At 41.1% G+C, this 14,534-nt stretch carries 9 protein-coding genes and 1 pseudogene; 3 read left to right on the top strand and 7 right to left on the bottom strand.

All coding sequences use genetic code 11. The annotated features are described in order from the left end of the window. Positions 1–185: 185 nt before the first annotated feature. Together SJY39_RS22970 and SJY39_RS22975 are read right to left on the bottom strand one after the other, a co-directional pair. Positions 186–1,106, bottom strand: a complete 921-nt coding sequence (locus tag SJY39_RS22970) for a LysR family transcriptional regulator (protein WP_372275311.1) — start codon at positions 1,104–1,106, stop codon at positions 186–188. Between the two features lie 268 nt (positions 1,107–1,374). Beyond that, positions 1,375–3,567, bottom strand: coding sequence for an immunoglobulin-like domain-containing protein (locus SJY39_RS22975; protein ID WP_016769225.1), 2,193 nt, complete (start codon positions 3,565–3,567; stop codon positions 1,375–1,377). A 440-nt stretch (positions 3,568–4,007) separates the two neighbouring features. Here SJY39_RS22975 and SJY39_RS22980 point away from each other — a divergent pair, with 440 nt between their 5' ends. Beyond that, complete coding sequence (locus SJY39_RS22980) at positions 4,008–4,490, top strand: hypothetical protein (RefSeq protein ID WP_010441152.1); 483 nt, start codon at positions 4,008–4,010, stop codon at positions 4,488–4,490. A gap of 108 nt (positions 4,491–4,598) precedes the next feature. On the opposite strand, the gene SJY39_RS22985 is transcribed toward SJY39_RS22980, so the two are convergent. Then, complete coding sequence (locus tag SJY39_RS22985; protein ID WP_010441154.1) at positions 4,599–5,591, bottom strand: hypothetical protein; 993 nt, start codon at positions 5,589–5,591, stop codon at positions 4,599–4,601. Positions 5,592–6,064: 473 nt separating this feature from the next. Here SJY39_RS22985 and SJY39_RS22990 point away from each other — a divergent pair, with 473 nt between their 5' ends. After that, on the top strand, positions 6,065–6,823 hold the full coding sequence (locus SJY39_RS22990; protein WP_016793535.1) for an FCD domain-containing protein: 759 nt from the start codon (positions 6,065–6,067) through the stop codon (positions 6,821–6,823). A gap of 37 nt (positions 6,824–6,860) precedes the next feature. On the opposite strand, the gene SJY39_RS22995 is transcribed toward SJY39_RS22990, so the two are convergent. From SJY39_RS22995 to SJY39_RS23010, 4 genes and pseudogenes are all read right to left on the bottom strand, one after another. Beyond that, positions 6,861–9,140 carry a heparinase II/III family protein gene (locus SJY39_RS22995; RefSeq protein ID WP_016789543.1) on the bottom strand — a complete coding sequence of 760 codons (2,280 nt, stop codon included), beginning with the start codon at positions 9,138–9,140 and terminating at the stop codon, positions 6,861–6,863. An 11-nt stretch (positions 9,141–9,151) separates the two neighbouring features. Beyond that, positions 9,152–9,694, bottom strand: coding sequence for an acyltransferase (locus tag SJY39_RS23000; protein WP_016789542.1), 543 nt, complete (start codon positions 9,692–9,694; stop codon positions 9,152–9,154). A 142-nt stretch (positions 9,695–9,836) separates the two neighbouring features. Beyond that, positions 9,837–11,018: a mannonate dehydratase gene (gene uxuA / locus SJY39_RS23005; RefSeq protein WP_016789541.1), complete on the bottom strand. Its 1,182-nt coding sequence runs from the start codon at positions 11,016–11,018 to the stop codon at positions 9,837–9,839. Between the two features lie 66 nt (positions 11,019–11,084). After that, positions 11,085–12,856, bottom strand: a pseudogene (locus tag SJY39_RS23010) (transporter). Positions 12,857–13,078: 222 nt separating this feature from the next. On the opposite strand from SJY39_RS23010, the gene SJY39_RS23015 reads away from it, so the two are divergent. Continuing rightward, positions 13,079–14,533 carry a mannitol dehydrogenase family protein gene (locus SJY39_RS23015; protein ID WP_016789539.1) on the top strand — a complete coding sequence of 485 codons (1,455 nt, stop codon included), beginning with the start codon at positions 13,079–13,081 and terminating at the stop codon, positions 14,531–14,533. Position 14,534: the final 1 nt, after the last annotated feature.

A 14,534-nucleotide genomic window follows, 5' to 3' on the forward strand; every position in this document is an offset into this window, starting at 1 on the left:
CATTCACTTACCATTGTTATCAATGAAAGTTTCATACCAAAAATTGATTTTCGCTATTCAATATTCACATACATAAAAATAAGCATATTCAATATCTTTCAATAACCAAGCTCACATTTTACATACCTATTAATATCAGATTTAAAGCCATAGTAAGGTTAATAACTTGCGCTGAAAGCCGCTCGCTAAGCATAAACCTCTTTAAAGAGGTCCCTTACCCAGCGACACATTGGGTCGTTGTGAAAACGTTTATGCCAGTATAAATACACATCTTCAGATGGGTGGCGAAGTGCTTTAGGAACGCGTTTACAAATGAGGTTCCTCTGCTTTGCAGCTTGCAGTGCAAAAGGCGTAGGCAAGTGGAAGATGATGTCGGTCGCTTCCGCCATGTCAGGCGCTACGTTAAAATTCGACAACTGGATGGGAATCGAGAGCTGACGTTGCTTATCAACCAAACCGAGATCTTTAAATCGACTCTCAATTGAGAGCTTCTTGTCTCCTTGCAAAGAAATTTGACCAAGATGACTGTTGAGCAAATCATCGACCGTAATTTCTTTATCAGCCAAGGGATGGTCTTTATTCATCAATAAGCGGTAATCGCGACTGATCACGAACATTCGATACAGGTTCTGTTCTGAACTCAATGGTTCATGAGTCGACAATACAAAGTGTGCATCCCCAGACAACAAAGGGTCGAAGTGTCTTTTAGGAATAGAATCAATATCGACAATCATGTTCGGTGCTTGCTTACGTATCTCCGCGACCACTTTAGGAAGCAAGTGTGACACTTGAGGAACAAGGCCGAAAAATCGAACCGTTGTGTCACTGTTGTGAGGTTCGAACACATCGCCATGCACCAACTTTTCTAACCGAGTCAGTACCGAATTCAAATCTTGCTTAATCGCTTCTGCTTTTGGCGTCAATTCATAGCCATATGCCGCTCTCACCAACAAGTCATCGTTAAATACCGTTCGCAGTTTTTGCAGTGAACGACTCACTGTTGGTTGGCTCATATCAAGAGCTAATGCCGTGTTAGAAACATGCTTCTCTTCTAACAGGTGTTTGAGGATGACTAATAAATTGAGGTCGACTTGTGCAATATTCATTTTTTAAATAATTAGATCACATAAAATTCAGTGTACGCATAGTGCATTTTCTCAATAAATAATACAATTGATAATCACTCTTATTTTGATCTAAAGCAAACATGATTTACTTGATTTGAGCTTAAAAACGACTTTAGCAATGTCTAGTCTCATTAACTTTCGGTCTTCCACATCTACCAACTGTATTAAGAACTACAGATAAAAAAAGAGAGGCAAAATGCCTCTCTTCTATCGTTGTTTGTTATCTTATCACTAACTTCTAACGAGCTTACAGCTTTGTCCAAGCATCTTGCCAGTATTGGCTGACTGCAGGGGCGTAAGCTGGGCTTGCACACCATGCAGTGTATGGCCAAGGCTTACATTCGTATAAGGCATTGTCGCTACCCATTACAATGTCACCCGCTGCGTAACTTGTACCCGCAACATATGGAGGATAATTGCCTGGAGGTGGTGTTGTGCCGCCGTTTGCCTTTACAGAGAATAAATTGTTTACCATCACTATTTCACCGTCGGCTGCCTTACCAACCGCTTCAAATGAGTATTGTCCCTCGGCTACATCATAGAGATCCATTGTAATAGTACGGCTATCAACCAAGTTCACTTTCTCCTGTTCAACAACAGTACCTGCGCTATTTATCACCATTGTTGTAACATCAAGTGCTTCGCTTGAAGTCAGTGTCACCTCTAAATGTACATGGCCGTTCTCCGGTGCGTATTCAGATTGTAGGCCCGCTACTTGAAGTTCTAAGTCACCGCCTGGATCTGGATTTTCACCACCACATGAACTTTCTGAAACCTTTTTCCAAACGCCCCACTCACCTGTCGTCCCTGGCTCTTCGCCACGAGTATACCAACCCGCAGCCCACGTTGAGCCGTCATGCGAAACTTGGTCACCTTCAACATAAACGGTGTCAGTATCCCATGCCGTAGCACAGTTAGACCCATCAGTCACAGACACTTTACGTTCAGCAGTGACGGTTTGGTGAGCACTGTCTGTCACACTATATACAAGCGAGTAGCTGCCTATTTCATTCACATCGACACTGCCAGAATGTGAGATGGTACTTGTTAGATCGCCATCTTCAGCATCATTCGCCGTCACTCCTGCCATAGCATCAAACGATGCGCCTAGCATGACCGTGGTATCAGATACGCCGCCAAACGTAGGCTTTTGGCTGTACACTTCAACCATTCTTGCATTAGCCGTTTCGTTATTGTCGCTGTCTTTTACACGGTAAGTCAGAACATAAGTGCCAATAACTGCTGTTTCAACATAGCCCTCTACGTCGATTGATGGCGTTAGATCACCGTCTTCTTTATCTGTTGCAGTCACACCTTCCATTGGTTCAAAGACAACACCGTGCAGAACTCGTGCATTCTCGATACCTTTCAGTACTGGTTCGCCTTCAACGGGTGGTGGCGTCACTTGACCATGAACAAACGGGCCATAATCTTTAATAAACTGTTCGCTGTACTCGTGACCGTTCTTGTTGGTGCCCATGTCCCAGTTGATAGACCAGGTCATCACGCCTCGCAAAGGTTGACCTTGAGCTGTTAAGGTTTCGAACGCGGCGTATAAATCTTGAGGGTCTTTTACAAAACCCGTCGCTGCTGCGTCAATGCTTGAAGGAATACCAAACACAAGTTTGTCGTGTGGAATCTTGTCGAAACCGCGTGTTCCGTTGATAAGAGAGTCAGATATGTAGTAGATAAACTCTTCTTTTAACGCATCGTTGTTCTGAGCAATCCAACCTACACCTTCAACCCAGATACCATCGCCACCTTGATTGTAAAACTGCGGGTTAATCCAATCGTAGTAACCTTCTAGATTATCGATGTAAGGGACATATTTGCCACCTGACGTTAAATAGGGAAACTCTGGAGCCATCGTAATTAGGAAGTTTTTATCTTCAGTGCGGTAGTGGTCTTTCACAAGCTTAAGCGCGTCTGGAATCACGGTTTGGTTGTTGGCTGCCGTCACTGCCGCTTGTTCTAAGTCGATGTCTAGGCCATCAAAACCGTAGTGTTCAGTTAGACGAATAATCTCGTCAGCAAACGCTCTTTCATCACCTGTTTTTAATTCTATGTGTGCATCCGCACCACCCAGAGCTAACAGTACAGAGCGGCCTTGTTTGTTAAGTTCAGAAATTTGATCGATAAATTGTTGTTCTGAAACCCCAATAATTGGGTCCAGTTTGAAAGTAGGAATTCGACCATCAGCCACATCGTACACTTTCATGAATGACACATTCACAATGTTGTACATTGGGTTCACTTCATCCAATGTTACGCAAGGCGCATTACCACCTTGGTAACCCGCACCATCACACCAATTGTGCCAGTAACCAACCACAACGCCCGAATCTGGATTTGTCATGTCCGATCCATTCGCATAAACAGCGCCAGACATTGCGGCCATGCCGACCGATACTGCTAATTGCAGAGCTTTACGTTTCAACATTTATCCCACTTCCTAACCAACAGTTGTGCCAATCACAACCAAACCAATTCATTTTAGTCATGAATATTTATGGATCAGTAATGGAATTTTTATAAAAATTGAGGCTTTGATTTAACTTGTGATTTTAAGTCACAGATTGAATAACAAAATCAATTTGATTTTGACTTTTCATTGAAAATATAACGCTAAAATGCTGAATTTCATGCATTTAATATTGATAGAAGAAATGGTTAAATGGACTTAATTCACATCGATAATTATTACAAAGTTAGAATCATGGGTCAATTCAAAGTTGCATATAGACTTTTAAACATGCCGTTGTTAAGGCTTCCAAATGGCCAATGACAAGTCTCTGTCAAACATTAGTTAACCATCATACCTATCCATCAGTTTTAATAACTGTTGTGTTAACCTTTCGTCTCAAATTTCTGGAGATATGTATGGGACGAATCACCAAAAACCAACGCGAGGACAATTTCGCTTCTTACAACGCTCTTATTCTCGATATTTTCCTCAACGAGGGTTGGGATCACGTCACTTATGATCGACTAAGCAAAGAAACCGGCCTTAGAAAAAGTACCTTGCAAGGCTACTACCCAAGTAATGCCGATTTCGAAGTTGCAATCAAAGGAAAGGTATTCCCTATAATTTTGCAGCACCTTGATTTCACGTCAAAGCCCCTCCTTCTTGAGTCTTGGAAGAAAGCCATGAAAGTTACTCAATTTAAAATGATCATGCGCATGTTTGTAATGCAGGCTCACAAAAAAGGTTCTGAAGGTTCAGGTCGATTAGGGGTACTTGGCCTAGCAAAATATATCTCAGACAGGCTCCCGACCGAAGACCCACTCGAAATTATCCAATTACTGTTCGGCCTTACCGTAACCGAGCTGTTAAATATAGATCGTTCTCATATGCCAACATAGAAGCTCAATTAAAGTTCCATTCGTCACACAGCACGCGTTAAAAGTTTTACCCCTTCGGTATGAAATGGAAATAAACTGGGCGTTATAAAGCCCTAATTTATTTCACCACTAGGGTTTATTTGAATAGTAACTGGTTAGAGTGTTGATAAAACGTTGCTTATCCGTTTCTGGCAGTTGATTTATTCCCGCAGCTGCTTTTCTACCACCCCCCGTATCAAAGCTCGCGCAAATTTCATCTGCACCTGTTCGATTTGATAATGGAGCACGTAAGCTTACGGTGTAAGATTTATCGTCTTGATTCTTCGTTAAAACGGCTTGTGCTCGACTTGGATCTTGATTCACGATTTCATTGCCAAAGACACCACTAATGCGACGCGCCCAAGTCTCACCGGGTAGCTCAAACACTCGAGCAAATTCACTCTCATGGACAGGTGTAATGCTCATGAGTTTTTGGTGGTCATTTTTATAAGCATTGCGTAATTGGTAAAACACAGAATCTTGATCTGCTAGAAGATCAAATGGGTTGGGGTACTGGTAAAGAGCTTGGTAAAGTTCAATTGGCGTGAAATGTAAATCACTCAACGAACTGCCATATCCGTTGTAGTTAACTAAAGTCCCTAACTCCTCTAAGAAATCAATTTCAGCTTGATCCAATCCATTCTCAACAGCTAACTGAACAGCGACAGCTTTTAGGTTATCACCAAAGGCGGCAGCAATTGCCCATGCCACATGCTCACCCTTTAACTTTCGATTTATCAACAAACTAGTGCAGCATTCAGGTGCAGTATCAATCAAAGTTTCAAGATATCTAGATTTCGGCACTTCTCCCGTACGATGGTGATCGCAATAGAAAACGTCGATACTTGCGTCTAGTAGTGAATGGAGTGCGGATAGATTTTTCTCCATAGATACATCTAAGACCGTAACAGATGAACTATCACCTTGTTTACCTTGCCCCATCATCTGATTAACGACTTGAGATACCAACTTGATATCGCGCTTCACACCAGTAACGAGTACACTCTCTTTAGGCTGACTTAGGCGAAGTTGTAACAACGCGATGATGCCGTCTGCGTCTCCATTAAATACGTCGTAGTGCATTTTGTTCCTCTCATTTAAATAGACACTGGCTGCATTGCGTTCTGAGTTTGCTAATTCAGCTAAGCTTAGTTCATTGCTTATACCAATCACGGTCGATACATACAAACCCATGAAGTATTAAAGTAGCCTAACAAACGAGTTCGTTTCTTATCAATATCATGTTGTTAGGTGATATAACATTACTGAAGCAACCTGATTGAGCGTGGACAGCGATAGTTGGATGTTCCAATACGAAATTAGGCGCAAGTAAAGCTACCTATAACCTGAGAACACCAAAGGTTCATCTATTCATTCCATAAACCTTTGTTCAAACACATAAAAACCAAGGTTCGCAAATAGTTACCCTTTGATACAATCATCGATGTATTAGTTAGGTTTTTACTCGAATTGATATTTATATGCGTTTACAATGGGTTTCTGATTAATTCAGAACTTTCATTTACACCACAGATCCAAAGGTAACCTGCATCTCCATGATCAACTTCGAACCCAAACGCCCTTATCAAACCCTCGGTCTTATCTTGAGAAAAGAACTATCTGATGGTCTTTACCCGATTGGAAGTCGTTTACCGCCCGAGCGAGATATTGCTGAGCGTCTATCCGTGAGCAGAGCTGTGGTTAGAGAAGCAATCATCATGCTAGAACTCGAAGGCCTTGTTGAAGTAAAAAAGGGCTCTGGAGTTTATATCGTTAATTTGCCCACCAGTTCTACAGTGGAGGCTAGTGAAGACGTAGGCCCTTTTGAAATGCTGCAAGCAAGACAATTGTTAGAAGGCAGTATCGCTGAATTTGCCGCTACGCAAGCAACACCAACTGATATTGAAAAGATGCGTGATGCACTAGAAATAGAAAGACGTGAGATTGAGAACAATGTTCAGAACCCAATGGGCGACAGAATGTTCCATCTATGTATTGCAGAAGCCACACAAAACTCAGTATTAGTCGATATTTTAAAAGACTCTTGGGCGCGTCGAGAATCTAGTCCTATGTGGCAGAAACTACATACTCATATTGATATCCAAGACTATAGAAAAGAGTGGTTAGATGATCATGCTGCTATCCTACTCGCAATGAGACGTAAGAACCCACTCGAAGCTAAGCAAGCGATGTGGCAACATCTAGAACATGTGAAGATTAGGCTTTTAGAGCTTTCTGATTTTACTGACCCTAATTTTGATGGTTATCTGTTTAACTCCATTCCCGCTATCGCGACATCAAAAGACAATCTTTAGAAAATAGGTGACATAAAATACTTATGTCACCTGATTTTTACGGAGTGATCTCCTCACCAGTTTCTACATTGAGCTTAAAAGACTGGCCCGCATGGGCAAGTATCAAAGTACTTTCGTCAGTTAACACGTAATCTATTGGTTGTTTTAAGCAACTCATAACCACTTGATGTTGCTGCTGTTCTTCTATGAACCATTCTAGATGTTTAATATCTTTCTGAGCGTCAGATTCAACATTCCCTTTGAAACCATCACCGTCATCAATTTCACTTGTTAACTTAACTACACAAGAAGGATCACTCATCATTCCAAGATAATAAGTTTCTTGTTCATGGTGCAAATCAACACTCCCCCCCTTAATAACAACTTCGAGCGGGGTATGGGCTCGCCATTGCATCGATTTGGGTTCAGATAGCCTAATGTTGTCGACAATAACGACCCCGTTATCTGCAACTTGTATTATTGTTCGCACAAACGACTCACAACTCTCATAAGCATTCGCGAGATCTAGAACGACACATTGAAACTCATTGCTATCAATTCGAGTGATTACTGTTGCTTGAGCTGTTGTGCAATCTATCTTCTGACCTTCAGTCGCGTTGGTAACGCTATCGTCTAAATTGACACCACCAAATAAGGGTAAATTATGCGCCTGCGTAGTTCGAGTCCATAAACTATGATGTTTGCTACCAAACCTATAGCCATAACTGCCACTCGGAGTAAGAACATTAACGCCATCATCGACTAGTGCAACATTCCCTTGATCAGCATGGCGATGAGAACTATTACCAAACTTACTTGCTCGGTAGTACACCGACATTTTACTATGGGCAGTTTTACCTAACCCTGCGTATGAATAGTAAATGTTGTTCGACGCAGGGCTCACACACAGAGCAGTCTCGTCAGAAACAAACGCCTCATTTGAAGTCATTAACGTATTAGAAACGGTTGAATGTTGATCCGATTTTTCAAATTGTAACTGCGGATACGTCGGTACTATATCTAATAAATGGAGCTTGTAAGTCTCAATATTGGACTCTAACTTCTTGGACTCTAATATCGACTTCGTACAACCATACCGTGGTGCATATATTCTGAGTGGATTTTGCGCAAAGAAACCAGGCCACTCTTTACCTTCTCTCTTACACCAGAATCCATCACCAAAGGGATGAATTCGATCGTTATTCGCCACAAAGTCCAAAGCAAACTTAACGTAATTCTTATAAAACGGGTGATTATAGAAAGAAAAGCCACTTAAACGCTCAACCGACAAGAAAAACGGATGGTGCCACTTGGTATAGGAAGAAGAATAAAAAGGCCCCTCAACCCAACTGCCATCTTTTCCGCCATAGAAAGGCAACACACCTCGGTAAATCATTAAGGCGTAATTAAGCCAACGTTCACAAGTTTTAATTTCAAACTCTTTGTGTAACACAAGGGCAGCAACGCCTAAGTAAGCAGGTAAACGCGATGTATGTGAATGTCCCGGGTACTGTTTAAACTTATCTTGCTCTAAGCGCTCTTCCATTTGATAGGCATATCGAATTAAGAGCGGCCTGACGAATGAACACTCGTCGGTCGTCAGCAATGGAGACAACCAATGATAGGCAAGATACAAATTTCGCGTCATTGACAGGCCAATTTCATCTCCCCACGTGCAAGGCCTTAACAGTGACGCCGGGCCTTCAGGGCTCCACTCGGATAAGCGCAATAAAATTTGGCATGCCTTATGTCCTGCCACCTCATCACCCCACACCTTATATAGTAATGTTAGTGCGATAAGATCGCGATCAATCCAACGTCTTACGTTAGCGATAGCTGTACGCTTCCCTTCTTCATTACCACGGCGATAATGATTAGAATATAAAATGTCATCTATATCAGTTAGTTCAACACTATTGCGTAACTTGTCTCTTGCACTTAATGAAGTATTGCTGACTGCGTCAATATCTTCATCGAGATACATCATAAACTGGTCTTTATTAGCACACAGTGAGAATAGTGACATAGCGTCCGGTGCCAAGTAGTTTTCTGACTCCGTCGTGATTTCAAAAACAATCCAATCAGATTTTGCTAGAGTATTGAGGCAAGTCACTCTCCAGCGATAGCTACCTTGAGGTAACTGAAATGTCGGTTGTAAAGGAGACTGCACCGATTTCCAATCCCATTTTTGCTCACCGTCTTTGTCTTCAAGTTCGATGTTATATGCAGAACCATACTCTCCTTGAGGCCAATTGAAACTTGGGGGATTGACTGAGGAAATTTCGTTACAAGGCGACAAAAAAATTTGGAAATCATGCGTTCTTTCTAGTTGTAGCATGTGTTACTCCTCTATTTCGACCAATGATATTGCCCTGTCTCTGCATCAATATGACCAATTTGCTTCGCTGGGGTCCCTGCAAAAATCGAATATGGGGGCACATCGGATGTCACTACCGAATTAGCACAAATCAATGAACATTTACCGATGCTCACTCCTGGAGTGACAACAACACCAGATGTCAACCAAACACCCTTTGCGATTGTGACCTTTCCGCTTTCCAAATCACTACGACCACTAAAGCACTCTGAAGTCGGGTCAAATAAATGATTAGACGCAACGACAGAAACATGTGGCCCTAACAAAACGTCTTCACCAACCTCCACATCACCATTAATGTAGCTGTATAGGCCTATATAACTTCGTGTTCCGATTTGGTTTTCACCAATGCGAACGATAGCTCCTGGAGCAACTCGAACATTATTGTTGGTGAAGCCTAAGATTTGAGCTCTCGACTCGTCATCATGTTTATTATTACTTTGTGTTGCATATAGGGTGAATTTTCTAAATTCCTCATCCGAAAGTTCACCGCCAAATTTTTGTTGAACCGACATATCATCACCTATAAATAAAGGGAAGTAACAGTAACGACTTCCCTTATTGATTATCAATATTTTCACTGACACTAAATAAGCTAAGCCGATAATATCCCTGGGTTAGCTTAATTTAAAAACCCAATATCGAATTGAAAACACATTAATTAAAATGAGACCGAGTCAATGCATACTCGACACCACGAATCTCAGCTAAGCCTTTTAAACGGCCTATGCAAGAATACCCTGGGTTTGTTTTTTTATTTAAGTCGTCAATAATTTGGTGACCATGATCAGGCCGCATTGGAATTAAATCACTTTGTCCATTATTAGTACGACGATTTTCTTCTTTAAGAAGTGCAAATATCACTTCATACATATCAACATCACCATTGAGATGAGCTGCTTCATGGAAGTTGCCGGGTTCTTCTTCGCGCTTTGTTGAACGCAGATGCGTGAAATAAATTCGATCACCAAAAGTTTCAATCATCTTCACAAGATCGTTATCGTCTCGCACACCATAAGACCCGGTACACATAGTAATACCGTTCATTTTACTCGGTACACGATGCGCCAAGAATTCGATATCTTCAATCGTAGATACCACTCGCGGTAAACCAAGAATTGGCCGTGGTGGATCATCAGGGTGAATGGCCAACTTCACGCCGTACTCTTCACACACTGGGGTAATTTCGTTTAGGAAGTAGACTAAATGTTCACGTAATTTATTGCCATCAATGTGTTGGTATTGATCCAATTGCTCTCTAAACTTCTGAAGAGTATACCCTTCTTCCGCACCGGGTAGACCAGCAATGATATTCGATGTTAGCTGTGCAATTTTGTCATCAGACATGTTAGAAAAACGAGTTCGAGCAAGTGCAATGTCTTCTTTTGAATACTCTTCATGTGCGCCTTCTCGTTCTAGTATGCATAGTTCAAAAACAGCAAAGTCAATATGGTCAAACCTTAATGCTTTTGAACCATCTGGGAGTACATACTCTAAATCTGTTCTCGTCCAATCAAGAACTGGCATAAAGTTATAGCAAACTGTATCAACTCCGCATTCAGATAAATTGATAATAGATTGCTTATAGTGCTCTATCCATTGAATGAAATTTCCAGTTTGAGTCTTGATCTCTTCATGAACAGGGATACTTTCGACAACTTCCCATGTAAGTGAATTTTCTTCTATTAACTTTTTACGTTTTAGTATTTCTTCTTTAGACCATATTTCACCATTCTTAATATGATGTAATGCCGTTACGATTCCTGTTGCCCCAGCCTGACGAATATCATTAAGCGTTACAATATCATTTGGACCATACCATCGCCAAGTTTGCTTCATAAGTTATTACCTATTATTAATTTTTTGATGAAGCCTTATTAAGGCTTCATCTGATATTTTATTTAATTAGACAGTGTAAGCTTTTAGTTTTACATCATTTAACTTACCAGCTCGTAGTAATAGCCAAGATATAAACCCGACAATCGCTGCCATTAATACAAATAACATTCTTCCCCACATAGGGTTTGGTATCAGCGTTAATAGAAGAAGCGCGGCACTTGTCGCCAATAACACTCGACCAAGTAAGATGTACTGTTGTCTATCAGCTTCGAAGCTTTGAGGCGAATCTTCGACAATTACTGGAGTTTCTGCATTACTAAAGAACTCTGCGATTTCTTCAGCACGCTTACCTGTTGGCTCTTTATAGAAAAGTTGAGTCAGCAAGAAGAAACCACCTGTGATAATAATGTGCCCTGTTACGCCCATGGTTATCGATTTCATTTCAGCGAATTCACGACTAGACAATGGTTCAGATAAATTAAACAGGCTTTCGATCATTGGTGCATTTGTTGAAGCAATAACGGCTGAAACACAAGCGCCTACGGCAATGGTTGCCCAACATGACCAATCTGGAGTCTTCTTGATAAAGAAACAAAGCAGTGAAGGAATAAGCACAGGGAACGCGACAAGCGTACTCACCATCATAAGTGCATCAAATAGACCAAAATCTTGCAGTTTGCTCATGAACAAGCCACAAACAATAATCAACAAGCCGAATACCACGGTAGAAACTTTACTTGCAAACAAGATCGATTTATCTGATTTGTCTTTTGCCATGTAAGGTTCATAAACGTTTTTAATGAATATGCCGGCATTTCTATTTAATGCAGAGTCCATTGACGACATGGTTGCAGCAAACATAGCTGACATCATCAAGCCAACCATTCCAACGGGCATCTCGTTACGAACGAAGACAAAATAAGTGGCATTAGAAATATCTTTGCCTAGGACATCGAGGCCCCATGTAGACATATCTGGGTAGTTTCCGCTTACATACCAAGCAGGAAGGAACCAAATGAAAGGTCCAAACGCCATTAGACAACACGCTAGGATTGCAGCTTTACGTGCATTATTAGTATCTTTTGCTGCAATATAGCGGTAAGAATCAATCATATTGTTTGTACTGAAGAACTGTTTGATGAAAATACAGATAAACCAGCCAACAAATAAATAGGTATAGCTATACCCTTCTCCAACAAACCCTTGATCAGGCAAACCCGCTTCTAGGATTGGTGTTACACCACCAGATTTGTATATCGCTACGATTGTCGCTATGAAGGTAACAACAGTAATGATGATCATCTGTATAAAGTCTGACGCAACTACAGCCCAACTTCCGCCGACCAAAGACATAAGAAGTACAACCATACCTGCAGCAACTATCGTTGTTTCAATTGGGATATTAAATACCGCACTTGCAAAGATCGCTAATGCATTCAGCCATAGCGCAGCCTGAAGTACACTCGACGGTACTGTCGCCCACGTTACAACTTGCTCACTGACAGGACCAAAACGTTTGCGAATGCCTTGGATTGGGCTGATAACTCGCATTTGTCGAGCTCTTGCAGCAAAGAATAAGTAGTTACAAAAGTAACCGAGAGCATTCGCAAAAAAGATAACAGAGATGGATAAGCCAACATCAAGAGCTTTTCCCATTACGCCAGTAAACGTCATAGCACTCAGTGCTTGAAGAAATGCTGTGGACCCAACCATCCACCACAACATTTTGCCTCCCCCCTAAAGTAATCACTTGTCGATGACGTTGCTGATCGAAACATCCAACCTACTCCGAGGAGGAAAACGAAGTAGCCTATAACTATAAGTATATCGATATTCATAATGAGCCCTAACCGTGATATTCAAAAACTAAACACCTTTCGCTTTCTTTTATATCGCCCCTAGATATTGGTTGTCAAAATTGGTCTACCAATTGGTTGACGCTTCTCACAAAAAAACAAACCTCTGATGATATGCCATTTAAATCATACAAATAAATGCTACCCTCTAGTGGTAATTTTTATAGCCGTCTAATTTCAAAATTAGGGTAAGAGTTCAATAAAATGAATAAAAACGTTAATAATCAATACATAAAGAAAGATCAAGAAATCATTCATATTGGTTTAGGGGCTTTTCATCGAGCTCATCAAGCTTTATATACAAGTGAATTGTTAGACAATAAAAAGTCTAACTGGACGATCTGTTCCATTAACTTATTTGGTTCACAATCGCTTATTCAGCAGTTAAGAGAGCAAGGTCATTGCTACGCTGTTTTGGAGAGAGGTGCGACAAGTGAACAAATAAAAATATCAAAAGCAATCACTCAATCCTTACATCCAGATCTGGACGGTCAGTCGACTATCATCGAAAAAATTGCGAATCCAAACGTTCGTATAGTCTCAATGACTATCACAGAAAAAGGCTATTGTATTGAACCAAGTACTGGTTCTCTTGATGTTAACAACCGTCTTATCCAGCTCGATCTCGACTCACCTTCTCGTCCAGTATCCGCCATCGGTTATATCGTTGAAGGTTTAAGACTCAGAAAAGAAAGGAATATTAACGCGTTCACCGTATTGTCTTGCGACAATATTCAAAACAATGGAGAAGTAGCGAAGTCGGCTATTCTTAGTTTTGCAAAATTGGTCGACTTGGAGCTGTATTCTTGGATAGAGGCTAATGTCACATTCCCAAACACCATGGTTGACCGTATTGTTCCAGCGGCGAGTAAAGAAAGCTTATCTTATATAGAAACAGCTATCGGCTACTCGGATCCATGTTCCATCGCTTGTGAACCTTTTCGACAATGGGTAATAGAAGATAATTTTGTAATTGGTCGACCAAATTGGGATGAAGTGGGCGCGCAATTCGTCGATGATGTCATACCTTTTGAGGAGATGAAGTTACGCATGCTAAATGGTAGTCACTCACTTCTTGCGTACTTGGGATACTTGAGTGGTTATAAGTATGTGTCAGAAGCGATTTCAGACCCATATTTTAAGAAGGTGATCCTAGACTTCATGATGAATGAGCAAACGCCTTCATTGTCGTTACCGAAGGAAACTGACATTGCAGCTTACGCAGATTCGCTGATTGAACGTTTCTCTAACCCAAATTTAAAACACCTTACCTCTCAGATAGCAATGGACGGAAGTCAGAAATTACCACCACGATTTTGTGAATCTCTCAAATATAACCGAGAAAATGCTGTTCAAACAACTTGGTTAGAGTTGGGCATTGCAGGGTGGATGGCTTATGTGATTGGCATGGATGACAACGGCGATGCTATCGAAGTTCATGATCCAATGGCTGGCGTGTTCAAGCAAATCAAACAAGAAAGTAAAACGCCTCGTGAAGCTGTCATTTCTTTATTAAGCATTGATGGTATTTTTGAATCTAGCCTTCTTGCAGATGCCGAATTCGTAAATAAGATAGTCGACCTTTTTGAATGTATTCAAGAGGTTGGTGCAATGCAAACTTTACATAACTTAACAAAAACACTGAACTTAAAGGGCTAGG

It is taken from the genome of Vibrio sp. R78045 (assembly GCF_042466085.1).
Classification (GTDB): Bacteria; Pseudomonadota; Gammaproteobacteria; order Enterobacterales; family Vibrionaceae; genus Vibrio; species Vibrio cyclitrophicus.

Coding starts and splice junctions, on each gene's coding strand:
- SJY39_RS22975 (WP_016769225.1), bottom strand. CDS start 3,567: ATGTTGAAACGTAAAGCTCTGCAATTAGCAGTATCGGTCGGCATGGCC.
- SJY39_RS23015 (WP_016789539.1), top strand. CDS start 13,079: ATGAATAAAAACGTTAATAATCAATACATAAAGAAAGATCAAGAAATC.
- SJY39_RS22980 (WP_010441152.1), top strand. CDS start 4,008: ATGGGACGAATCACCAAAAACCAACGCGAGGACAATTTCGCTTCTTAC.
- uxuA (WP_016789541.1), bottom strand. CDS start 11,018: ATGAAGCAAACTTGGCGATGGTATGGTCCAAATGATATTGTAACGCTT.
- SJY39_RS23000 (WP_016789542.1), bottom strand. CDS start 9,694: ATGTCGGTTCAACAAAAATTTGGCGGTGAACTTTCGGATGAGGAATTT.
- SJY39_RS22990 (WP_016793535.1), top strand. CDS start 6,065: ATGATCAACTTCGAACCCAAACGCCCTTATCAAACCCTCGGTCTTATC.
- SJY39_RS22985 (WP_010441154.1), bottom strand. CDS start 5,591: ATGCACTACGACGTATTTAATGGAGACGCAGACGGCATCATCGCGTTG.
- SJY39_RS22995 (WP_016789543.1), bottom strand. CDS start 9,140: ATGCTACAACTAGAAAGAACGCATGATTTCCAAATTTTTTTGTCGCCT.
- SJY39_RS22970 (WP_372275311.1), bottom strand. CDS start 1,106: ATGAATATTGCACAAGTCGACCTCAATTTATTAGTCATCCTCAAACAC.